At 60.1% G+C, this 22073-nt stretch carries 19 protein-coding genes and 1 riboswitch; of the genes, 12 read left to right on the top strand and 7 right to left on the bottom strand.

Going from position 1 to position 22073, the window contains the following annotated elements:
* Positions 1-25: 25 nt before the first annotated feature.
* Positions 26-1258: a multidrug effflux MFS transporter gene (locus AKJ29_RS05555; protein WP_055188679.1), complete on the bottom strand. Its 1233-nt coding sequence runs from the start codon at positions 1256-1258 to the stop codon at positions 26-28.
* A gap of 213 nt (positions 1259-1471) precedes the next feature.
* On the opposite strand from AKJ29_RS05555, the gene AKJ29_RS05560 reads away from it, so the two are divergent.
* The 9 genes from AKJ29_RS05560 (at position 1472) to AKJ29_RS05610 (ending at position 11671) form a co-directional block, all read left to right on the top strand.
* Complete coding sequence (locus AKJ29_RS05560) at positions 1472-3004, top strand: acyl-CoA carboxylase subunit beta (RefSeq protein ID WP_055188681.1); 1533 nt, start codon at positions 1472-1474, stop codon at positions 3002-3004.
* A 22-nt stretch (positions 3005-3026) separates the two neighbouring features.
* Positions 3027-3509: a DUF6497 family protein gene (locus AKJ29_RS05565; RefSeq protein WP_235477285.1), complete on the top strand. Its 483-nt coding sequence runs from the start codon at positions 3027-3029 to the stop codon at positions 3507-3509.
* Positions 3510-3523: 14 nt separating this feature from the next.
* The gene (locus AKJ29_RS05570; protein WP_055189066.1) at positions 3524-3874 is read left to right on the top strand and encodes a hypothetical protein; all 351 of its coding nucleotides are present in this window, start codon (positions 3524-3526) and stop codon (positions 3872-3874) included.
* A gap of 354 nt (positions 3875-4228) precedes the next feature.
* On the top strand, positions 4229-4426 hold the full coding sequence (locus tag AKJ29_RS19620; RefSeq protein ID WP_055188684.1) for a hypothetical protein: 198 nt from the start codon (positions 4229-4231) through the stop codon (positions 4424-4426).
* Positions 4427-4593: 167 nt separating this feature from the next.
* Positions 4594-6639: an acetyl-CoA carboxylase biotin carboxylase subunit gene (locus AKJ29_RS05590; RefSeq protein WP_055188688.1), complete on the top strand. Its 2046-nt coding sequence runs from the start codon at positions 4594-4596 to the stop codon at positions 6637-6639.
* A 3-nt stretch (positions 6640-6642) separates the two neighbouring features.
* Positions 6643-8181: a hypothetical protein gene (locus AKJ29_RS05595; protein WP_055188690.1), complete on the top strand. Its 1539-nt coding sequence runs from the start codon at positions 6643-6645 to the stop codon at positions 8179-8181.
* Positions 8181-8711 (top strand): hypothetical protein, encoded by a 531-nt coding sequence (locus AKJ29_RS05600; RefSeq protein ID WP_055188692.1) that lies wholly within the window; start codon positions 8181-8183, stop codon positions 8709-8711. The genes AKJ29_RS05595 and AKJ29_RS05600 overlap by 1 nt, the downstream gene beginning before the upstream one ends.
* 81 nt (positions 8712-8792) lie before the next feature.
* Complete coding sequence (scpA, locus tag AKJ29_RS05605) at positions 8793-10919, top strand: methylmalonyl-CoA mutase (RefSeq protein WP_055188694.1); 2127 nt, start codon at positions 8793-8795, stop codon at positions 10917-10919.
* A 53-nt stretch (positions 10920-10972) separates the two neighbouring features.
* Positions 10973-11671, top strand: a complete 699-nt coding sequence (locus tag AKJ29_RS05610) for a VOC family protein (protein WP_235477287.1) — start codon at positions 10973-10975, stop codon at positions 11669-11671.
* A 96-nt stretch (positions 11672-11767) separates the two neighbouring features.
* Here AKJ29_RS05610 and nhaA read toward each other — a convergent pair whose 3' ends face one another.
* Positions 11768-12973: a Na+/H+ antiporter NhaA gene (gene nhaA / locus AKJ29_RS05615; RefSeq protein ID WP_055188696.1), complete on the bottom strand. Its 1206-nt coding sequence runs from the start codon at positions 12971-12973 to the stop codon at positions 11768-11770.
* A 178-nt stretch (positions 12974-13151) separates the two neighbouring features.
* Between nhaA and AKJ29_RS05620 the strand changes: the two genes are divergently transcribed.
* Genes AKJ29_RS05620 through AKJ29_RS05630 form a run of 3 tightly spaced genes read left to right on the top strand, consistent with a single transcriptional unit; the run spans position 13152 to position 15318 of the window.
* Positions 13152-13838 carry a molecular chaperone DjiA gene (locus AKJ29_RS05620; RefSeq protein ID WP_055188697.1) on the top strand — a complete coding sequence of 229 codons (687 nt, stop codon included), beginning with the start codon at positions 13152-13154 and terminating at the stop codon, positions 13836-13838.
* A gap of 3 nt (positions 13839-13841) precedes the next feature.
* A complete protein-coding gene (locus tag AKJ29_RS05625; protein WP_055188699.1) occupies positions 13842-14858 on the top strand; it encodes an endonuclease/exonuclease/phosphatase family protein in 1017 nt (338 codons plus the stop codon).
* A gap of 46 nt (positions 14859-14904) precedes the next feature.
* Positions 14905-15318, top strand: a complete 414-nt coding sequence (locus AKJ29_RS05630) for a hypothetical protein (RefSeq protein ID WP_055188701.1) — start codon at positions 14905-14907, stop codon at positions 15316-15318.
* Between the two features lie 4 nt (positions 15319-15322).
* Here AKJ29_RS05630 and AKJ29_RS05635 read toward each other — a convergent pair whose 3' ends face one another.
* The 5 genes from AKJ29_RS05635 to AKJ29_RS05655 all read right to left on the bottom strand — a co-directional run bounded on the left by AKJ29_RS05635 (position 15323) and on the right by AKJ29_RS05655 (position 22007).
* Complete coding sequence (locus tag AKJ29_RS05635; RefSeq protein WP_055188703.1) at positions 15323-15754, bottom strand: DUF1636 family protein; 432 nt, start codon at positions 15752-15754, stop codon at positions 15323-15325.
* Between the two features lie 92 nt (positions 15755-15846).
* Positions 15847-16057: riboswitch (cobalamin riboswitch) on the bottom strand.
* A gap of 135 nt (positions 16058-16192) precedes the next feature.
* The gene (locus AKJ29_RS05640) at positions 16193-17731 is read right to left on the bottom strand and encodes a Ppx/GppA family phosphatase (protein ID WP_055188705.1); all 1539 of its coding nucleotides are present in this window, start codon (positions 17729-17731) and stop codon (positions 16193-16195) included.
* 63 nt (positions 17732-17794) lie between these two features.
* A complete protein-coding gene (locus AKJ29_RS05645) occupies positions 17795-20011 on the bottom strand; it encodes an RNA degradosome polyphosphate kinase (RefSeq protein WP_055188707.1) in 2217 nt (738 codons plus the stop codon).
* A gap of 197 nt (positions 20012-20208) precedes the next feature.
* Positions 20209-20913 (bottom strand): HdaA/DnaA family protein, encoded by a 705-nt coding sequence (locus AKJ29_RS05650; protein ID WP_055188709.1) that lies wholly within the window; start codon positions 20911-20913, stop codon positions 20209-20211.
* Positions 20913-22007: an AI-2E family transporter gene (locus AKJ29_RS05655; protein ID WP_055188711.1), complete on the bottom strand. Its 1095-nt coding sequence runs from the start codon at positions 22005-22007 to the stop codon at positions 20913-20915. The genes AKJ29_RS05650 and AKJ29_RS05655 overlap by 1 nt, the downstream gene beginning before the upstream one ends.
* Between the last annotated feature and the right edge of the window lie 66 nt (positions 22008-22073).

Here is a 22073-nt window from a genome sequence, read left to right on the forward strand (position 1 = left end):
TGTTTTGACGTGTCAGCTCGCGGTGTCACCGCAGTCCCAGATGCCTCTCACGGGACAAAACCGCCAGCATCGACAGGACCGCAAGGGCCGAGGACAGGAACATCAACAGCAAAAGGGGCATCGCGTTGTCGCCGTCCCCAAGAACGAGGCCGGACAGGGCCGAGATCGCCGCGCCGCCCGTCATCATCAACGTGCCGCCCAGCCCGGCCGCGCTGCCCGCCAGTTGCGGGCGCACCCCCATCATGCCCGCGCTGGTCGAGGGCAGCGTCATCCCGTTGCCAATGCCCACTAGGATCATAAAGCCGAAGAACACGTATTCATTGCCAAACCCAAGGGCAAACACTCCGATTGAGGTTGCCATACCCGTTGCCGCGACCAGGCATCCCCCCAGGATCATGCGTGTCATGCCCATACGCACGGAATACCGTCCCGACAGGAAATTGCCGATCAGATAGCCCGCTGCCGGGGAGCCGAAGAAAAGGCCCAGGCGCGCGGGATCCATTCCGTAAATCTCGCTGCCCACATAGGGCGCGCCGCCGAGATAGGCAAAGAACGCGCCCGAGGCAAATGTGGCGGTCAGGCAATAGCCCCAGAACCGAGGGGACCCAAGCAGGGCGGGATAGGCGCGAAACTGTGCGCCAAAGCCTGCAAACTGGCGGCTGGAAGTTTCCCCCATGTCGCGCCAGATCAACAAAAGCGCCAGCAGACCCGTCAGGCTTTGTAGCCAGAAACTGGCCTTCCAGCCATAAAGTTGGTCAAGAAAGCCGCCCAGGGTCGGGGCCAGCATCGGCACCAGGGACATGCCCATGGTCACATATCCGATCATGGAGGCCGCCCGATCGCCTGGCACCATGTCGCGGATGGCCGCGCGAGAGACAACCATCCCGACCGCAACCGTGGCCTGCATCATGCGAAAGCAAAGAAAGGTCTCGATTGTCGGGGACATCACGCAGCCCAGTGTGGCGAGGATATAGGCCGCAAACCCCCAGAAAATGACCGGCCGGCGGCCAAAGCGATCCGACAGCGGACCAACCACGATCTGCAACGTGCCATTCACGAACAGGTAGAGTGCTACGGAAAGCTGCACGAGGTGGTAGTCCGCCCGGAAATAGGCGGCCATCCCCGGCAGGGAAGGCAGGAACACGTTCATCGACACCGCCGCCATGGCCGCAACAAAAGTCAGCGTAAACAGGCTGGGCGGGGTGGCGGGGTTCAGGAATTCTGACCGCGGAAGAATAGTGTTGTCTGGCAAAGTCATATTGTATCGCTAAAAGCGGGTGGTTGAAACGTCCAGCCCCTTTTCCTACGCGATGGCTGTGCGGACGGGCACAGGTGGGGAAAGTTTGGGGGTGAATTTGCAAATATGCAATTTGCAAATTCTTCCTTGCAATTAATTTGCAAATTCGCGTGTTTTTCCTTTTGTGAAACGGTTTTCCGGTCTAGCCTGCCTGCAAATCAAGGAGTGCGCCAGATGAAAGATATCCTCGAGGAACTGGAAAACCGCCGTGAGAAAGCCCGTCTTGGGGGCGGTCAACGCCGGATCGACAGCCAACATGCGCGGGGCAAACTGACCGCCCGCGAACGGATCGAGCTTTTGCTCGATGAGGGCTCGTTCGAAGAGTTCGACATGTTCAAGACCCACCGCTGTACCGAGTTCGGTATGGAAGCGGACAAGCCCGCAGGTGACGGTGTTGTCACCGGCTGGGGCACCATCAACGGTCGTCAGGTCTATGTGTTCTCGCAGGACTTCACCGTGTTTGGCGGCTCACTGTCGGAAACCCACGCGCAGAAGATCTGCAAGATCCAGGATATGGCCATGCAGAATGGCGCGCCCATCATCGGGCTGAATGATTCGGGTGGCGCGCGTATTCAGGAAGGCGTCGACAGCCTTGCCGGTTATGCGGAAGTGTTCCAACGCAATATCATGGCCTCGGGCGTGGTGCCGCAGATCTCGGTGATCATGGGGCCGTGCGCCGGGGGCGCGGTGTATTCCCCCGCCATGACCGATTTCATCTTCATGGTGAAAGACACCTCTTACATGTTCGTCACCGGCCCCGATGTTGTGAAAACCGTGACCAATGAGGTTGTGACCGCCGAGGAACTGGGCGGGGCATCGACCCATACCAAGAAATCGAGCGTGGCAGATGGCGCGTTTGAAAACGACGTGGAGGCGCTGACCGAAGTGCGTCGTCTGGTCGATTTCCTACCGCTCAACAACCGCGAAAAGGCGCCGGTGCGCCCGTTCTTTGACGATCCTGCCCGGATCGACGAAAGCCTGGACACGCTGGTGCCGGACAATCCGAACACGCCCTACGACATGAAAGAGCTGATCACCAAGCTTGCGGATGAGGGCGATTTCTACGAGATCCAGGAAGATTACGCCAAGAACATCATCACCGGTTTCGTGCGCCTCGAAGGTCAGACCGTGGGTGTTGTGGCTAACCAGCCGATGGTGCTGGCTGGCTGTCTCGACATTGACAGTTCGCGCAAGGCGGCCCGTTTCGTGCGCTTCTGCGATGCGTTCGAAATTCCGATCCTGACGCTTGTCGACGTGCCGGGCTTCCTGCCGGGGACCTCGCAGGAATATGGCGGCGTGATCAAACACGGTGCGAAACTGCTGTTTGCCTATGGCGAGGCGACGGTTCCGAAAGTGACCGTGATCACCCGCAAGGCCTATGGTGGCGCCTATGATGTGATGGCGTCCAAGCACCTGCGCGGCGATTTCAACTATGCATGGCCCAAGGCGCAGATTGCTGTGATGGGGGCCAAAGGTGCGACCGAGATCCTGTATCGTTCCGAGCTGGGCGATGCTGAGAAAATCGCGCAGCGCACCGCGGATTACGAAGACCGTTTCGCCAACCCGTTTGTGGCCGCGGAACGTGGCTTTATCGACGAGGTGATCCAACCGCGATCGACCCGCAAACGTGTGGCCCGTGCCTTTGCCGCCCTGCGTGGAAAGAAACTCCAGAACCCCTGGAAAAAACACGACAATATCCCGCTGTAAGGGCAGTCGAGGACGTATGAAAATGACGCTGGCGCAGATATATAAGGGCCTTCGGGGCCAGGTTGGGGTGGGGGCTTTTGCCGCTCTGCTCTCCCTGGGCCTTGCCCTGTCTGCGCCCGCGCTTGCAGGGGCTGGAACCAAGCGCGGACCCTGGGTCGAAGGTGACCCGGTCTCGGTCCCCTCGGGGCAGCCTGTCGAATTTCTGGATGTGATCCAGGGCGTGGAAAGCGCCGAAGGGGTGGCGGTGCGTTACCGGTTTCTTGCTCCGACCATTGCCGGGGACATGGCCCATGTGAGCTTTGCCCAGGCGGAAGAGGACATGGCCGCGCTGTGTCAGGACTATGTCTTGCCCCGCCTTATGGCCGGGGCCGCCGCCCTGCCGGATCAGATCATTATCGTGCTTGCGGACCGTGAGGTCGAGTTCGGCATGGCGGATCCCGATGCAACACAGTATTTCGAAGCCTACCGCCCCGAGGATGGGGCCTGTTTCTGGGAGGGCTTCTGATGGCATTGCCATATATGCTGAAACATCGTGGATTTCCGGGTCGTCTGCCCGGCACCGATTATCAATTCACCCTGCGCCGCGCCAGCAAGGGCGGGGCGACGCCGCTCAAGGCACGCGAACGCTATGCGGATCGCAAACCGGCGGATCGCCGTGCGGATGCGGGCTTCATGCAGGCGTTGTGGGAAAATTTTGGCGACCAGCCGTTTGAACGCGGAAATCTGGATGCCGGCCGGTTGAGCTGGTTGTTCGGACGCGAGGTGGTCGCGGCGGAAGATCCCTTTGATCCCGCAAGTTACGAAGCGATGCTGGTGATTGATGTCGATCGCGCCCGCGCCTCGTTTCCCGAAGCATTCGAGGGGGCGTAAGTTAGGCATGTTTTCGCTCGCAGCCCAATCCAACCGGCAAGAACCGGCCCAAATGGCAAAAACTTTGCCGTGGGTCTCTTGCAATGGGCTGCCTGCGTGCCAATCTTCTTATCAGACAAGCGCATTATCCCCGCGTTTTGTCGTGGTTCGTCAAAACCACAACCCTTCCCCTTCTTCTCCCCGGTCTCGGACCTCTTGGTCCGGGCCGGGTTTCTTTTTTGCACAGGCCGTATCATTGGCCGCAGCAAACTCGGCATGCGCAATTCGCCGCGCTTTTTCTTCATTTCGACTTGCATCCTCACAGGTTTCGCGCGCAGAATTGCGTGTAAATACAACTGATCTGGGTGATGGAACATGCAACTCAAGAAACTCTTTGCAGGGCTTGCAATCGCCGCCGTGCTTGCTGGCTGCCAATGGAACGACCTCGAGCGCGCAGGCGCAGGCGCAGCCACCGGCGCTGTCATTGCCGGTGTTGCCAATGGCAATGTGCTTGCCGGTGCGGCCATCGGGGCCGGTGCCGGTGCCCTTTGCGATGATGTGGGCGCGTGCTGAGGCCAAGGCCGCTCAGCAGACCCATGTAGGCGTTGATATCGAAATTGAGGGGGTGCAGCTGTCTGCCCCCCTGCAGGACATGCCCGCTGGTGGATCATCCACCGGTGGGTTTTTTGTTGCCAATCCGCGGGGATGCGCTCCGCATACACATGAAGAAGGGACAGGATATGTTCAATAAGATCCTGATTGCAAACCGGGGCGAAATCGCCTGCCGTGTGATCAAGACCGCCCGCAAGATGGGCATTCAGACCGTGGCAATTTATTCCGACGCTGATCGGAACGCCCTTCATGTGAAAATGGCCGATGAGGCCGTTCACATCGGCCCGCCGCCTGCCAACCAATCCTATATCGTCATCGACAATGTGATGAAGGCGATCAAGGAAACCGGCGCCGAAGCGGTGCATCCGGGCTATGGGTTCCTGTCGGAAAACTCCCGCTTTGCCGAGGCTCTGGACGCCGCTGGCGTGGCTTTTGTCGGCCCCCCGGTGGGCGCAATTGAAAGCATGGGGGACAAGATCACCTCAAAAAAGATTGCCCAGGAGGCCGACGTTTCCACCGTGCCCGGTTACATGGGGTTGATCGAGGACGCTGATGAGGCCGTGAAGATCTCGAACGAGATCGGTTACCCGGTGATGATCAAGGCCTCCGCCGGTGGCGGCGGTAAGGGCATGCGGATTGCATGGAATGATGAGGAAGCCCGCGAAGGGTTCCAGTCCTCGAAAAACGAAGCTGCGAACAGCTTCGGAGATGACCGGATCTTCATCGAGAAATTCGTGACCCAGCCGCGCCACATCGAAATCCAGGTTCTGTGCGACAGCCATGGCAATGGCATCTATCTGGGTGAACGCGAATGTTCGATCCAGCGCCGCAACCAGAAAGTTGTCGAAGAGGCCCCGTCGCCCTTCCTTGATGAAGAAACCCGCCGCGCAATGGGTGAGCAGGCCGTGGCTCTGGCCAAGGCCGTGGGCTATTCCTCGGCGGGCACCGTGGAATTCATCGTCGATGGCGACAAGAACTTCTACTTCCTCGAAATGAACACCCGCCTGCAGGTGGAACACCCGGTGACCGAACTGATCACGGGTGTGGACCTTGTCGAACAGATGATCCGCGTGGCTGCTGGTGAAAAACTCACCATCACCCAGGATGATGTGAAGCTGAACGGCTGGGCGATTGAAAACCGTCTTTACGCAGAAGATCCCTATCGCAACTTCCTGCCTTCGATCGGTCGCCTGACCGCCTATCGTCCGCCGGTCGAACGTGCCGCTGGCCCGCTTCTGGAAAACGACAAATGGCAGGGCGACGCCAAGAAAGGCAAACACGCGGTGCGCAATGATACCGGCGTCTATGAAGGCGGCGAGATCTCGATGTATTACGACCCGATGATTGCCAAGCTCTGCACCTGGGCGCCGACCCGTGACGAGGCGATTGAGGCGATGCGCGTGGCGCTCGACAGCTTCGAGGTGGAAGGCATCGGTCACAACCTGCCGTTCCTCTCGGCCGTGATGGATCACCCGATCTTCATGTCCGGCGACATGACCACTGCCTTTATCGAAGAGCAGTACCCGGACGGGTTTGAGGGCGTGACCCTTGGCGAAGAGGCGCTGAAGCGGATCGCGGCCTCTGCCGCGGCCATGTATCGCGTGACGGAAATCCGCCGCACCCGTATCTCGGGCCGGATGGACAACCACGAACGCAAAGTCGGCAAACATTGGGTTGTGACGCTGCAAGATCATGAGTTTGCAGTGAAAATCAAGGCCGACAAGAAAGGTTCCACCGTCAAGTTCGAAGATGGCACCAAGCTGCGTGTTGAAAGTGACTGGACCCCGGGCGACAGCCTTGCAACGCTTGATGTGAACGGCGACAATCTGGTTCTGAAGGTGAATAAAATCACCTCGGGCTTCCGGATGCGGAGCCGTGGCGCCGATCTGGATGTGCGCGTGCGCACCCCGCGTCAGGCCGAACTTGCCAAGCTGATGCCTGAAAAGGTCGCTCCCGACACCTCGAAGATGCTGCTCTGCCCGATGCCGGGTCTGATCGTGAAGCTCGACGTGGAAGTGGGGCAGGAAGTTCAGGAAGGTCAGGCGCTCTGCACCATCGAGGCGATGAAGATGGAAAACATCCTGCGCGCCGAGAAAACCGGTGTGGTGTCGAAGATCAACGCGGGCCCCGGCGACAGCCTGGCGGTCGACGAAGTGATCATGGAGTTCGAATAATCCATGACCAGGCTGGCGTTTCAGGATCGGCCGCAGGTTCATCCTGTGGCAGCCACGGGGCAGGGCTTGGCCGGTGCAAGCACGTTTGCTGCGCTGGCTGGCTACCTGCTTCTGGTGGGCCTGTCCTGGCGCCTGACGGGGAAATTCGAATTTCCTCTTGATGATGTCTATATCCACATGGCCATGGCGGAACAGATCATGGCCGGTGGGTATGGCGTAAATGCGGGCGAGTTTGCTTCGGCCTCGTCGTCCCCGTTGTTTTCCCTGTTGCTGCTGCCCTTTGCGGGGCAGCCTGAACAGATATTCCTGCCAGTATTTTGGAACCTTCTGGGATTGATTGGTGCCGCATGGCTGTGGGGCCGCGTGGTGGGTGATGCGCTTGGGCGTGACTGGCTTGGCTGGACCATTGCCCTTGTTGGTCCCGTGGCGCTGAACCTGTCCGGGCTGGCCTTTACTGGGATGGAGCACACGCTGCATGTCTGGGCGACCATGGCGGTTGTGCGCGGCATTCAGCTTGAGGCGCGGGGCGATGCCGGGCTTTGGTTGCTTGCGCCCGCTGTCATCCTCGGCCCGATCTTGCGGTTTGAAGGTCTGGCTGTGTCCGCGGCCGCGATGATGTTTCTGATGTTTCAGGGGCGGATGCGTCTGGTACTAGTGCTCGGACTGGCGACGTCGGTTCCCCTGATCCTCTATGGGATGTTTCTGACATCGCTCGGCCTGTCGGCTCTGCCCAATTCGGTGCTGGCTAAGCTGGGTGATCAACCTTGGTTGCGCTTCTATCGGATTTGGGCAATTCCCGGTCTGATCGGCCTTGCTTGGTCGCTTGTCGCATTGATCCGCAAAAAGCGCGGGTCGAAGGAGTGGGGGACCTACGCGGTTTTGGCACCAGCCCTTTTTGCTTTTTCCGGCCATTACCTGCTGGGGCAGTTCGGCTGGATGAACCGGTATGAGATTTATGCGCTGTTTTTCCTACTTGCCATGGGCGTGGTGGGGATCGGTTATCTGGGGGCGTCAGTGCGGCTGCGAGCCTCGCTGCTTCTGGTATTGCTCTTCCTGGGGCAGAGATATTGGACGGACACGATGCAGCGCGCTGTGCATTCGCCGCGTGCCCTGTCCTTGCAACAGGCACAGATGGCGCGCTTTGCCAAAGAGTATGTGCAGGCGCCGGTTGCTGTGAATGACCTGGGATATGTGGTCTGGCGAAACCCCAACTATGTGCTTGATCTGTGGGGGCTTGCATCGAAAGAAGCCCTGATGGCTCGTAAATCCGACCCCGCCCCGCATTGGGCCGGGCCGCTTGCGGAACGGACCGGGGTTGAGTTGGCGATGATTTATGACAACTGGCTGCCCGATGCCGTCGGCTCGGATTGGGTGAAACTGGGAGACCTGGTGCTGGATGTGCCAACCGGCGTCATTGCCCAGCCGCGTGTGGCGTTTTACGCCACCTCTCCGGGGCGGGTTGCCACGCTGAACGCCAAGCTTAAGGCGTTTGTGCCGACCCTTCCCAGTGGGGCGCATTTTGAATTCGCGGAGGGTCTGTGATGAATCTCTCGCGCGCGACCCTCACCCCGTTCAGGGCAACCGTGATGGCGGGCATGTTGCTGGCTCTTGGGGGGTGCGACCTGCATCGCGAGAGCAATCTGCGCGCCACGCTGTCAGCGTGGTTCCAGCTTGGCGATACGCTGGGGTTTGAAAGTGGCCCCCGTTGTACCGCCGCCGTCTTTCGGGTGCGCACGAATGAGGTCGGGCCCGACCTGCCGATGGGCGAAAGCCCGTCTGACGCGCAGGGCATTTACGGGCTGGTGGGCCGCGCGGCGATCCAGATGGAGGGCGTCAGCCCGCATCAGCTCACCGATACCATGCTGCTCGCCAATGATGGTTGGTTTGGCAAACACGCGCTGGGGGCCGCTGCCCAGGTTGGCCCCTGCCTGAACGATCAGATCGAACCGGGGTTTTACGCGGCGATGACGCGGCCCGGCGCGGTTCTGGCCTATTCGGCTGAACTGGACGGGGTCATGGTGCTCGACCCGGTTGAACGCAAATTGTTTTTCGCCGCCGGGGACACCTATTGACCCCTCCGGCCCCGCGGGCAGCGTTTGTCCGCACAGAACATGATGTCGCCCGGGGATGCGGGCATATGAAAGGATAACGCCATGAGCGATACAGCGAAGTGGAAAGAGCTGGCCGAAAAGGAACTGCGCGGTCGCGCGGTTGAGGACCTGAACTGGGAAACCCTAGAAGGTATTGAAGTCAAACCGCTTTATACGGCGGACGACACCAAGGACCTCGATCATATGGGCGGCATTCCCGGCGTGGGGCCCTTTACCCGTGGCGTGAAGGCGACCATGTATGCAGGCCGCCCCTGGACCATCCGTCAATATGCCGGGTTCTCGACCGCCGAAGAAAGTAACGCCTTCTATCGCCGCAACCTGGCCGCCGGTCAGCAGGGCGTGTCCGTGGCCTTCGACCTGGCCACCCACCGGGGTTATGACAGTGACCACCCGCGCGTGGTTGGTGACGTGGGCAAGGCCGGCGTTGCGATTGACTCGGTTGAGGACATGAAGATCCTGTTTGACGGTATCCCGCTCGACAAAGTCTCCGTTTCAATGACCATGAACGGGGCCGTTATCCCGATCCTTGCGAGTTTCATCGTTGCTGGTGAAGAGCAGGGCCATGACAAATCGCTGCTGGCGGGCACCATTCAGAACGACATTCTGAAAGAATTCATGGTGCGCAATACCTATATCTATCCGCCTGAACCGTCGATGCGGATCATCTCGGACATCATCGAATACACTTCGAACGAGATGCCGAAGTTTAACTCGATCTCGATTTCCGGCTATCACATGCAAGAGGCCGGTGCGAACCTGGTGCAGGAACTGGCCTACACGCTGGCGGATGGTCGTGAATATGTGCGTGCCGCCATCGAGGCCGGCATGGACGTGGATAAATTCGCAGGACGTCTGAGCTTCTTCTTCGCGATCGGCATGAACTTCTTTATGGAAGCCGCCAAGCTGCGTGCCGCGCGCACCCTGTGGCACCGTGTAATGACCGAGTTCGGCGCGAAGTCGGAGCGTTCCAAGATGCTGCGCACCCACTGCCAGACCTCAGGCGTCAGCCTGCAGGAACAAGACCCCTATAACAACGTGATCCGCACCGCGTATGAGGCGATGTCCGCAGCCCTGGGTGGCACCCAGTCGCTGCACACCAACGCGCTGGACGAAGCGATTGCACTGCCCACCGATTTCTCGGCGCGCATTGCCCGCAACACCCAGATCATCTTGCAGGAAGAGACCGGCATCACCAATGTGGTCGACCCGCTGGCGGGCTCCTACTATGTGGAAAGCCTGACGGATGAGCTGATCAACAAGGCCTGGGCCCTGATGGAAGAGGTCGAGGAAATGGGCGGCATGACCAAGGCCGTGGCCTCGGGGATGCCGAAACTGCGGATCGAGGAATCGGCCGCCAAGCGTCAGGCCATGATCGACAAGGGTGACGAAGTCATCGTTGGCGTGAACAAGTATAAGCTTGCCCAGGAAGACGAGATCGAAATCCTCGACGTGGACAATATGGCCGTGCGTGACAGCCAGATTGCCCGCCTTGAAAACATCCGCGCAACCCGTGATGAGGCCGCCTGTCAGGCTGCCCTTGATGAGCTGACCCGCCGTTCGAAAGAAGGTGGCAATCTGCTCGAGGCCGCCGTTGAAGCGGCCCGCGCCCGCGCCTCAGTCGGAGAGATCAGCATGGCAATGGAAAAAGAATTTGGCCGCCACCGCGCCGAAGTGAAAACCCTCGCCGGTGTCTATGGCGCCGCATATGAGGGCGATGAAGGCTTTGCCCAGATCCAGAAATCGGTCGAAGGCTTCGCTGAGGCCGAAGGCCGCCGCCCGCGTATGCTCGTCGTGAAAATGGGGCAGGACGGGCATGACCGTGGCGCCAAGGTGATCGCCACCGCCTTTGCCGATATCGGCTTTGACGTCGACGTAGGCCCGCTGTTCCAGACCCCGGACGAGGCGGCTCAGGACGCCATTGATAACGACGTGCATATCGTCGGTATTTCGTCGCAGGCCGCTGGTCACAAGACGCTGGCGCCGCAGTTGGTGCAGGCTTTGAAAGAGCAGGGCGCCGAGGATATCATCGTGATCTGCGGCGGGGTTATTCCGCAGCAAGATTATGATTTCCTTTATGAAAGTGGTGTGAAAGCCATCTTCGGCCCGGGCACCAACATCCCGCAAGCTGCTGAAAAAGTGCTGCAAATCGTGCGCGAGGTTCGCAGCTAATCTGCGCGGTGAGGGGCGGGTGTCCTCCCGCTTCCTTTGCAACGCCCCCGTCATTGTCACGTCGGAGAGGCACAAAATCCTTGAAGCTGGCGGCATTTCCCGCCAGCCTCATCCCGGAACCAATCGGAGACTATTCCATGGCGCTGGGCACGATCGACCACCTTGTCATTGCCTCTGCCACCCTGGCTGAAGGGGTGGAATTTATTCAGGCAACACTTGGGGTGCCAATGGCAGGCGGCGGGCAGCACCCGTTGATGGGCACGCATAACCGGCTGTTGTCGCTTGGTCCTGATATCTATCTTGAAGTGATCGCCATTGACCCGGACGCCGCGCGGCCAAGCCACGCCCGCTGGTTTGACCTTGATTATTTTACCGGCGATGCCCGGCTGACCAATTGGGTGGTGCGGGTGCCTGAGATTGAAGAGGCGCTGCACCGGGCGCCTGAGGGCATCGGGGATGTGTTGGAACTGGAGCGTGGCCCCTATCGCTGGCAGATGGCCGTGCCCGAAGATGGGCGTCTGCCCTTTGCGGGCTGTGCCCCCGGCTTGCTGAGCTGGCAGACCGCAGGCCCCGCCGCCGCCTTGCCTGATCACGGATTGCGTCTGGCCGCGCTGGAGATCACCCATCCCGAGGCTGAAGCGCTTTCGGTGGCGCTGGCCCCGTTGGTGATCGACCAGCGGATCACGCTGCATCCCGGCGCGCCCGGACTGTCTGCGTGGATCGACACCCCGGGGGGCATGGTGCAACTCTAACCGCCGGGATCTCCCCGGCCGTAGCCCCCGGGCTGTGGTGCTTTGAGGGAGGTCCGGGCACAGAGCTGCGCCCAGCCGGAGCTCTTTCGAAACGCTTTAACTCTGGGCCTTCTCTGAGCGCAGAGGCTTGCGACCACGCTCATCTGCCGGGTTTCCCGCGGCATAAAGCACAGAAAATCCGATCACCGCAGATAGGGCAGAGGCCAGCAGAACCCCAAGCCGCACGTCATTCATCAAAGCGGGGTCCGAAAAGCTCAGCCCGCCAATAAAGAGCGACATGGTAAAGCCGATGCCAGCCAGTGCCGAGATGCCATAGACATGCTGCCAGCCCACCCCATGGGGCAGCGCGGCACGACCGGTCTTGACCGTCAGCCAGGTCAGGCCAAAGACACCCACCTGCTTGCCCAGAACCAGCCCGGCCGCAATACCTAAAGGCACGGGGGCGAGCAGGGCCGCAAGCGACATCCCCTCAAAACTCACCCCGGCATTGGCAAAGGCAAAAATCGGCACGATCAGGAAAAACACGTAAGGCGTCAGCGCATGTTCCAAGGCGTGCAGGGGGGATTTGCCCCATTTATCCGTCAACGGGATGAAAAACGCCGTGGCCACACCTGCCAGTGTTGCATGCACCCCGGATTTCAGCACCAGCACCCACAACACAACCCCCAGCATCAGAATGGGCGCAACCCGGTGCACGCGCTTCATGTTCAGCCACCCCATCAGAACCAGCGGCACAAGGGCGTAAATCAGGTAAGAGGCCTTGAGTTCAGCCGTGTAAAACAGCGCAATCACAATGATCGCACCAAGGTCGTCCAGAATGGCCAGGGTCAGCAGAAATACCTTGAGCGCCGCCGGTGCGCGCTTGCCGAGCAGCGCCAGAACCCCAAGCGCAAAGGCAATATCCGTGGCCGCGGGAATGGCCCAGCCGCCCAGCGTGGCGGGATTGGACCAGTTGATGGCAGCATAAATCACCGCAGGCACCAGCATCCCCCCCAGCGCCGCCATGCCCGGAAGCACCACGTCGCGCGGGTTTTTCAGCTTCCCTTCCAGGATCTCCCGCTTCAGTTCCAACCCGATCAGGAAGAAAAAGATGGCCATCAACCCGTCATTGACCCACAGAAGAAGCGGTTTCGACAGGCCCTCCCCGTTGAGCAAAACAGAAAACTTCGCGTCGAATATACTGGCAAAAGCGTCTGCCGCGGGTGAGTTCGCTGCGATCAGCGCGGCAACTGCCGACAGCATCAGAAGGATGCCACCAGCGGCATCATGGCGGAAGAATTTGTCAAGAAAGCGGGTGAGCATTGTATCCCTGATCGTTTTTGTCACATTCACTTTCAGATAAGATCAAACCGCCGGGGTTCAAGGTCCGGACAGTCTGATTGCTTGAAGAAAAGCACAGAAGCCGGTCCTCATGATTTACATCATGATGTGGCCGGGTTTTCTGCTCGTTATTGCGGACAGGAGCGTGTAGGAAGGTGCCATGTCGATCTGGTCCCGCATATCTGATGCGCTGTCCGCGCTGGCCAAGGGCGAAAGCCTGTCTGACGTGTTTGCCCATTTGCGCACGCCGCCTGAACGGTCAGCCGGGTTTGCCATCGCGGTGATTGCGCTGGGGGCCAAGATGGCCAAGGCGGATGGGTTGGTGACGCGAGACGAGGTGTCCGCCTTTCGAGAAGTGTTTACCATCCCGCGCGGAGAGGAAAAGCAGGCAGCCAGGGTGTTCAACCTCGCGCGCACCGATGTGGCCGGGTTTGACCTCTATGCCCAGCGGATTGCCGATATGTTCGGACCAGCCGACCCGGCGCTTTTCGACCTCATGGAAGGGTTGTTTTTCATTGCGCTGGCAGATGGGGAATACCACCCCAACGAAAATGAATTCCTGCTTCATGTGGCGCGCATTTTTGGTATCCCCGAAGAGAAGTTCTTTGCGTTGCGGGCGCGTTTCGTGCCGGACACTGAGGAAAGCCCCTATCAGGTGCTGGGGGTGCCCAAGGACATGCCGATCCGTGAAATTCGCAAGGTCTGGCGCCAGGCCGTGCGCGACAGCCATCCCGATGTGATGGTGGCGCGGGGGGTGCCGGAAGAGGCGATCAAGCTGGCGGAAAAGCGGCTGATTGCAGTGAACCGCGCCTGGGAAGAGATCAATGCACGTCAGGGGAGCCACTGACCCATGCGTATCGCCACCTATAATGTCGAATGGTTCAACACGCTGTTTGATGATACGGGGCGCCCGATTGCGGATGCGGAACTGGCCACCCGGAGGGGCGTGACACGGCGGGCGCAGCTCAAAGCGGCCGGGGTGGTGTTCAAATTGCTTGAGGCCGACCTGATCATGGTGGTCGAAGCCCCGGATGAAAATCGCCGCCGTTCGACCGTGAAAGCTCTGGAAAGTTTCGCGCGGATTTTTGGCCTGCGGGCACGTAAGGCCCTGATCGGGTTTGCAAATGACACCCAGCAGGAAATCGCGCTTTTATATGACCCGGACCAGTTTGAGGCAAAACATGATCCTTGGGGGGCGGCACAGGGCCAGTATGCGCCGCGCTTTGACGGTGCCTTCCATCTGGATCTGGATGTGGATGCCAATCCCGATCCGGTGGTGTTTTCCAAACCCCCGCTGGAGGTGGCGCTGACGCTGCGGAAAAACGGGCAGAAACTGCGTCTGATCGGGGTGCATGTGAAGTCGAAAGCCCCGCATGGCGCCCGCAATGCGGAAGAGGCGATCCGTATCAGCATTGAAAACCGCCGCAAGCAGATGGCGCAATGTATCTGGATCCGGCAACGGGTGGACCAGCTTCTTGAAGCGGGGGAACAGGTGATTGTGCTGGGGGATTTCAACGATGGTCCGGGGCTTGATGAATATGAAAAGCTGTTTGGCCGGTCAGGGGTGGAAATTGTAATGGGCGAGGGCGAAGGCCCCTGTCTGTATGACCCACATGCCGCGCGCTTTTTGGCGCGCCCTTCGGCGGCCCGCATCAGCTCTGCCCGGTTTTATATTGCGAGCCAGAAGCGATATTTGCAGGCGCTACTCGACTATATCATGATTTCCGAGGACCTGCGCGGGTTTGACACGGTCTGGCGTATCTGGCACCCGTTTGACGACCCGCTCTGCTATCGGGCTGAGGCCCTGCGCGAGGCGCTGTTGACCGCCTCGGATCACTTTCCGGTCACGCTGGATATTGATCTTTGAGGTTTGCGCACTGGAAATGCTGATATCTGCACCCCATATTTTCCCTATGAAACAGATCCTGAAACCCACATTGCTGGCAGGGCTTGTTGCCTTCTCCTCCCCGGGGGTGGCTGAAACGGGCCAAGCCCAATCCCCCCAGCCGTCTCCTCCGTCGTCCCCCGAGGGGGATCCCAAGCTGGAAGACGGCGCGGAAATGATGTCGCGTGGCTTGCAGATGTTGCTGGACGGGCTGGCGCAGGAAATGTCCCCGATGCGTGACGGGCTGGCTGAGGGCATGGCCGAAAACTGGGCCAGGCAATTGCAGAAAGGCTGGCAAGATCTGATGGCGGAAATGGGGGATCTGTCTGCCTATCACCCGCCGGAAGTGCTTCCCAATGGTGACATTATCTTGCGGCGTAAATCGCCACAGCCGCCTGTCCCGCCCGAAGCTGCGGCGCCGGACGGGGGAACGGATCTGTAGGGCCTCAGGACAGGGCCGCCCCCCGGCGCATGGCCATGACGCAACCAGGGGTGCGCTTCAGCCCGCTGGGGGAAAGCGGTGTTGTGCCGCGGTTCAATGCCTCGTGATTGTTGCGCGCGTATTCGAGCAGGGCAGAGATGTCCTCGCCTTCTTCCACATCCCCGAAAACATGTGTTTCGCTGCGGGTGGCATGATAGGCCACGAGGCAGGTTCGGCCACAGCCCCCCATTTCAGCATGGCCCGAGATTTCAAACCCGTCCTCGATACTGTCGCGTGCGGCGGTGATGGCCTGTTGAAGCTGGACCATCATGGCATGACCTGCGGTGCAGATCTGGCCGGTATGGGGGCAGGGGGTGCAGAGAACAAGCTGCTGCCCCGTCCGGGTCGGTGTGGTTGTTGTGGTCTGTCCCACCGTCTGCATCTGTGTCCGGTACATGACGCCCTCCGCGCGTAAGATGCGGGATGGGGCGGGGGGAAGAGGGGGCATTCTGGCCGCCTGCGATCCTCCTGCCGGGGCACCCCGCCCGGGTTGAGTTTCATCAGATGGCAGGTCTCCTGACTTGCGGGTCGTTGCGGTTCTGATCCTTCCCGGGGGCGCCCAGTGGTTTTTCAAAACAGCTCGCCGCTTACAGTTGCGGGGGCAGTTGTGGAATTGGCCGATATCCGACCGCACCACATTCCCTTTTCACCCGGGGCTTTCTGGTCGAAAGATCCGGGAACCATCTGGGGAATGGGTGACGCAGGACGGGGCCACTGTCAAGCAAGAAGCGCAGGAGGAGAGGGGTAAAGACAGGGGCAAGAGCGGGGGGAGGGGCGCTGCCCCTCGGCCTGGCGGCCTCACCCCGAGGTATTTTCAGCAAGAAAAAGTGAAGGTTCAGCGCAGAGTTTTGACGTTTGAGGTGGCGTCAAGGGCCACACAGAGCGCGTCAAACCGGCTCTCGGCAACCTCGCCGAAAAGATCACGGGCTTCTGCGGCCAGGTGCAAATGCAACTCGCGTTTCTTGGGATACCATTTCAGCTCTGCCTTGTCCTGTGGCCCATCCACCGCGAACATGGCGCCAAAGCGCATGGCCTTGCCCAGAACCTCGGCCCGGACCAGGTCCTTTTCGCCGAGAATTTCAAACAGGTTTTCAAAGCGCGATCCCTGACGGCTGTTTTTATAGCGGTGCAGCAGGGACAGGCCGAGAAACACCCGTTCTTCATGGGTGAGCCCCCCAAGATTGGCGCGGGTGGCGTTGTCGAAACAGACTTCGTGGCGATAGTCGGGATGGGCGCGCCAGCTTACATCATGCAGCAGGCAGGCGGCCTTGATCACCCGTTTCTGGTCCGCACGTGCGGATTTGTAAAGTGGGGTGAGAAAGTCATAGAGGGCTTTGCCAAAGCCAGGAACGCGCGCGTCCTTTTGTTCGGCAAAGCGGCAGGCCTCGATCAGGGGGTCACGTTTGCGAATGGGCTTTGGCATCTGTTCATAAAGCATCCCTTCGCGGATCCCGTAGGAGCTGACGGCGATTTCCTTGGGGCGAAACACATGGATCAAGCGTTTCAGCACAAGGGCTGCGATGGGAACCAGTGCCATACGGGTGGCTGAGGTGGAGGTGCGTTGCCGGATCTCGTCCAAATCCACCTTCTCAATCCAGCTCAGGGTTTTTTGCAGTGATTTCTGCGGCATGCGGTATTCGTGCAAAACCGTCAAAGGGTAGTTGCGGCGCTCCATGTCAAGCCGCGCAATGGCGCGCCAGCTTCCCCCCACGAGAAACAGGCGTTTGTGATCTGTGCCCATCTCGGCGGCCAGCTCATCCACCACCCGGGCGATCTCAGCCTTCAGCCCTTTCTTTCCGCCTGGGGTGTCGGCCAGTTTCAGTGGTCCGAGAGGAGAGGTGATGCGTTTGCCAACATGACCACCATTGATCCTGGCCAGCTCCAGCGAACTGCCGCCAATGTCGCACATCAGCCCCTTGGCTTCAGGCCAGCCAAGCAAAACGCCCTGCGCAGACAGCCGGGCCTCTTCTTCGCCGTCGATCACGTAGAGTTTGAGCCCGGTTTCACGCAGGACCTCGTCGCGGAATTCCGGCCCGTCCGTGGCCTCACGCACTGCGGCGGTGGCCACCGCGGTCAGCGGGGGCAGGTGCATGCCCTTGGCCAGAAGCTGAAACCGTTTGATTGCGGCCAGCGCCCGTGCCCGCCCCTCGGGGTTCAGGCGCCCGGTCTGGGTAAGCCCGGAGCCGAGGCCGCAGAGGATTTTTTCGTTGAAGAAATAGGCGGGCGAACGGGCCGCACCGTCAAAAACCACCATGCGGACCGAGTTGGACCCCACATCAACCACCCCTACGCGCGACAAGGCACGGGCGGAGGGGTCTTCAAAGATCGGGCGACCAAACGGGCCCCACTCGTCGGTGGAAGCTGTTGTATTCATGTTGGAAATCCCTGCCCGTCTTCCTGTTTCCTTGCCGACTATGCCCGTTTCAGCAGCCCCGGGTCAATCCAGATCCGCAGGTTCTTCGGGGCTGTGGGCCAGTTTCGGCACATCTGATGCCCCGGCGGATCCGCGTCCTGAGAGAGAGGGGTTTTCCATGAAGAACCGGTGGCAGTTGAACGGGTGATCCAGCGCGGACAGGTCGGTGCGGGCAAAGCTGCCATCTGGCCCCATCACCCAGCTTTGCGCCACATCCGCCAAGTTTGCGGCCATGATCTGGCTGACGATCTGTGCCTTCACCGTCGCGTTTTTGACCTCGACCAGGGTTTCCACCCGCCGGTTCAGGTTGCGTCCCATCCAGTCGGCGGACGAGATGTAAACGCGCGCTTTTTTCGATGGCAGCCCGTGCCCATTGCCAAAGCAGACGATGCGGGAATGTTCCAGAAAGCGCCCGACGATGGATTTGACCCGGATGTTTTCGGACAGGCCCAAGATACCGGGTCTGAGCCCACAGATGCCCCGCACCACCAGACTGATTTTTACCCCCGCCTGGGATGCCTCGTAAAGCGCGTCGATCACGTCGGGGTCGACCAGAGAGTTCATCTTGGCCCAGATTTCGGCCGGTTTGCCGTCTTTGGCTAGCTCTGCTTCGCGCCGAATAAGCGCAATCAGCGTGGTTTTCTGGTTGAGCGGTGAAATGGCCAGGTTTTCAAGGCCCTGGGGTTCGGCATAGCCCGAGAGATAGTTGAAGATCTTGGTTGCATCACGTCCCAGCGCCGCGTCGCAGGTAAAGAAGCTGAGGTCGGTATAAATGCGGGCGGTAATCGGGTGGTAATTGCCGGTGCCGTAATGGGTATAGGTCACCAGCTCATCCCCTTCGCGCCGCACCACGGTCGAGATTTTGGCGTGCGTTTTGTAGTTGATGAACCCATAGGTCACATGGGCCCCGGCGCGCTCCAGACGACGTGATTGACGGATATTTGCAGCTTCGTCAAAGCGGGCCTTGAGTTCCACCAGAGCGGTCACGGATTTCCCGTCCTCCGCCGCTTCGCACAGGGCTTTCACGATCGGACTGTCATGGGACGTGCGATACAGCGTCTGTTTGATCGCCACCACATTCGGGTCGCGCGCCGCCTGGTGCAGAAACCGCACCACCATGTCAAAAGTTTCATACGGGTGGTGCAGCAACATATCCTTCTGGCGGATTGCGGCAAACATGTCCCCTTCGTGGTCTTGAACGCGTTCCGGCACACGAGGACTGAAACTGGGCCACAGAAGGTCATGGCGGTCTTTCAGCACCAACTCGCCCAGATCGGCCATGCCGATCATCCCGTCCACCTCCACGATCTCGTCCCCGGAGACGCGCAATTCGCGTTTGATCATCTGCATCAGATCTTCCGGGGCGCCCTTGGTGATTTTCATCCGCACCACTTCGCCGCGTTTGCGCCGCTTAAGCGCGGTTTCGAATTCCCGCACCAGATCTTCAGCCTCGTCTTCGACCTCCAGATCACTGTCACGCAGAATGCGGAAGGCGCAGTTGCCCTTCTCGACATAGCCGGGGAACAGGCTCGACAGATGTTCAAGCAGCAGGTCTTCCAGCGGCAGAAACCGGCATTGCCCGTCAGCTGCGGGCAGGCGGACAAAACGGTTGATCTGTTGCGGGATCGGAAGCAGCGCCTTGAGTTTCTGCCGGTCCTTGCTGCGCTCAAGCTGCAGCGCCAGCGCAAAGCCAGTGTTGGGGATGAACGGGAAGGGGTGCGCCGGGTCAATGGCCAATGGTGAGAGAACCGGGAAAACCTGGCTCAGAAAAACCTGATCCAGATGGGCCTTGTCCTCCGGGGTAAGGTCGGCGCGCTTCTCGATAATGATGCCCTGATCGCGCATCTGCCGGGTCAGCGTGTCATAGGTGGATTGCTGGCGCGCCATCAGGGCGCGGGCGTCCTGATTGATCAGTGCCAGCTGTTCGGCGGGCAGCAAACCGTCTGCTGCGGGGGTGGTCACGTCTTCGCGCACCAACTCCCGCAGCCCGGCCACACGCACGGTGTAAAACTCGTCAAGATTGGTGGCCGAGATCGACAGAAACCGCAGCCGTTCCAACAGCGGGACGCGCGGATTTTCCGCTTCTTCCAGAACCCGCCAGTTGAAGCCAAGCCAGCTCAGTTCACGGTTGAAAAACCGCTTTGGTCCCGCCGTCTCCTCGGGGGGTAATTCTGCCGCCTCCGGGAACGGGGCGTGCAGAAAGTCGGAAAGCGGCGTGTTGGGGGTCTCGGCTTTGGTCATGACAGCTCTATCGCGGTGTTTTGTAACGGCGATGTGACGTTACGCCTGCCTGCGTGGCTTGTCCAGCAAGCCGGCCCCACATGCCTGCCGCTTTTTCTTGTCGTAAATATCCTGGGGTGAGCGAGCTTGCCTCGCGAGGGGCAAAGCCCCTGAAGCTCGCCAGGTATCGTTGGATCACGGAAATTACTGGAAAGGCGTTAATCGCCACCGAAATCGCCACCAAAGTCGCCACTGGCCGCAATGCCCAACACCCGCTGGGCCAGCGCGCGGGTGATCGGGCGCTGTTCGGACAGGGCAACCTGATCCAGAGCCTGCACCAGATGCCCCGCCGCCGCCAAAGACCGCTCCATCCGGGGAACAAGATAGTCGACCAGATTGGCATTTACACTGATCTGGCGGTCATGGAACAGTTTGACCAGAACCGCAGATAAAAGCATGTCATCGGGGGGCTCCAACCGGGCCAGCGTGGTGCCTTCCATGCGTGATCGCAGGTCGGGGAGGCGCAGCCCCCAGCGCGAGGGCGCATCTTCGGCGGTCAGCATCAGCCAGCCACCTTCGGCCAGAACCAGATTGTGCAGGTGAAACAGCGCGGTCTCAGACGCGCGGTCCCCGGCGATCCGGTCCACATCCTCAACCACCACCGATCCACCCGCAAGCGCCTCGATCACGGTTGTGTCCAGGCGGTCGGCGTGAATGATCTCCGCCCCGGACTGATCCGCCCAGACATGGGCCAGATGGGTTTTCCCCGTGCCGCCTGCGCCTGCCAGAACCAGTTTCTGATTGGGCCAGAGCGCCCAGCCGTTCACAATCGCCATCGCCGCCTGATTGGACGGCGTGACCAGAAAATCATCCACCCCCCGCGCCGGGGTCACGGGCAGGTCAAAGGCAAGTTGGTCCTGCATCAAAGGTCCTTTGCCTCTTCTTCGGCCACGGTGCTCTGTCGACCGGCCACGCCCTGATAAAGGCGCCCGACCTTGTATTGCCCGATCACGAAACGGGCGATCACGCCGATGGCGGCGGCCACCGGCACGGCCACCAGCATCCCGACAAACCCAAACAGCGAGCCAAAGACAGACAGAGCCAGCATCAGCCAGACCGGGTGCAGACCCACGGAATTGCCGACGAGTTTCGGGGTGATGATGTTGCCCTCAAGGAACTGTCCGGCAAAGAAAATTGCGGCCACGCCGCCCAGGCTCCACCATTCGCCCCAGAACTGAAACAGCGCCAGGCCGATCGCAAGGGCGCCGCCCACCAGCGCACCGACATAGGGGATAAAGGTGATCAGCCCGGCAATGAACCCGACCACAAGGCCGAATTGCAGCCCCACCAGCATCAGCCCCACCGCGTAATAGCTCCCCATCACCAGACAGACAGAGCCCTGCCCGCGGATGAAGCTGGCCAGAACCTTGTCGATATCGCGGGCAATTGTGCGGATTGTCGGGGCGTGATCCAAAGGCAAAAGCGCATCCACCTTTGCCACCATGTGATCCCAGTCCAGCAGCAGGTAAAAGGCGACAACCGGGGTGATCACCAGAAGGATCACGATGTTGAGCACGCTCATCGCTGATGAGACCAGCCTGCCGACCAACTCGCCGCCGCGCGACTGAATGGCCTGCCCAATGCTGTCGAGCGACTGGCGCAACGTGCCGGTTTCTTCAAGGAATGAGGGGAATTTGGTGCTGATGAAGGCATGAAGCTGGCTGAGCAGCTTGGGGGCCGCGTCGACCAGGGCAAGGGCCTGATTGACCAGCGTCGGCACCACCAGAAGAATTGCAATCACAAAAATCAGCATTGCAAACAACGAGATCAGGACCGTTGACAGCACCCGTGACAGCCCCATCGCCTCCAGCCGGTCCGCCACCGGATCAAGGAAATAGGCAATTGCGCCGCCCAGAACGAAGGGCAGAATCACATTGCCAAGATACCACAGCGCCAGTGCCAGAATGAGCATGGCCGCGGTCCAGTATTTGGCTTGGGTCTCAACTGGAAGGGGCATGAGATGTCCTTTTGAAATCTGTCCCTATGTCGCCCAACCACAGTGGTTTTTCAAGGGGGCGGGTGA

It is taken from the genome of Aliiroseovarius crassostreae (assembly GCF_001307765.1).
GTDB lineage: Bacteria > Pseudomonadota > Alphaproteobacteria > Rhodobacterales > Rhodobacteraceae > Aliiroseovarius > Aliiroseovarius crassostreae.

Bases quoted from the DNA above. Each gene is read 5' to 3' on its own strand.
- AKJ29_RS05555 (WP_055188679.1), bottom strand. From the start codon at position 1,258: ATGACTTTGCCAGACAACACTATTCTTCCGCGGTCAGAATTCCTGAAC.
- AKJ29_RS05560 (WP_055188681.1), top strand. From the start codon at position 1,472: ATGAAAGATATCCTCGAGGAACTGGAAAACCGCCGTGAGAAAGCCCGT.
- AKJ29_RS05565 (WP_235477285.1), top strand. From the start codon at position 3,027: ATGACGCTGGCGCAGATATATAAGGGCCTTCGGGGCCAGGTTGGGGTG.
- AKJ29_RS05570 (WP_055189066.1), top strand. From the start codon at position 3,524: ATGCTGAAACATCGTGGATTTCCGGGTCGTCTGCCCGGCACCGATTAT.
- AKJ29_RS19620 (WP_055188684.1), top strand. From the start codon at position 4,229: ATGCAACTCAAGAAACTCTTTGCAGGGCTTGCAATCGCCGCCGTGCTT.
- AKJ29_RS05590 (WP_055188688.1), top strand. From the start codon at position 4,594: ATGTTCAATAAGATCCTGATTGCAAACCGGGGCGAAATCGCCTGCCGT.
- AKJ29_RS05595 (WP_055188690.1), top strand. From the start codon at position 6,643: ATGACCAGGCTGGCGTTTCAGGATCGGCCGCAGGTTCATCCTGTGGCA.
- AKJ29_RS05600 (WP_055188692.1), top strand. From the start codon at position 8,181: ATGAATCTCTCGCGCGCGACCCTCACCCCGTTCAGGGCAACCGTGATG.
- scpA (WP_055188694.1), top strand. From the start codon at position 8,793: ATGAGCGATACAGCGAAGTGGAAAGAGCTGGCCGAAAAGGAACTGCGC.
- nhaA (WP_055188696.1), bottom strand. From the start codon at position 12,973: ATGCTCACCCGCTTTCTTGACAAATTCTTCCGCCATGATGCCGCTGGT.
- AKJ29_RS05620 (WP_055188697.1), top strand. From the start codon at position 13,152: ATGTCGATCTGGTCCCGCATATCTGATGCGCTGTCCGCGCTGGCCAAG.
- AKJ29_RS05625 (WP_055188699.1), top strand. From the start codon at position 13,842: ATGCGTATCGCCACCTATAATGTCGAATGGTTCAACACGCTGTTTGAT.
- AKJ29_RS05630 (WP_055188701.1), top strand. From the start codon at position 14,905: ATGAAACAGATCCTGAAACCCACATTGCTGGCAGGGCTTGTTGCCTTC.
- AKJ29_RS05635 (WP_055188703.1), bottom strand. From the start codon at position 15,754: ATGTACCGGACACAGATGCAGACGGTGGGACAGACCACAACAACCACA.
- AKJ29_RS05640 (WP_055188705.1), bottom strand. From the start codon at position 17,731: ATGAATACAACAGCTTCCACCGACGAGTGGGGCCCGTTTGGTCGCCCG.
- AKJ29_RS05645 (WP_055188707.1), bottom strand. From the start codon at position 20,011: ATGACCAAAGCCGAGACCCCCAACACGCCGCTTTCCGACTTTCTGCAC.
- AKJ29_RS05650 (WP_055188709.1), bottom strand. From the start codon at position 20,913: ATGCAGGACCAACTTGCCTTTGACCTGCCCGTGACCCCGGCGCGGGGG.
- AKJ29_RS05655 (WP_055188711.1), bottom strand. From the start codon at position 22,007: ATGCCCCTTCCAGTTGAGACCCAAGCCAAATACTGGACCGCGGCCATG.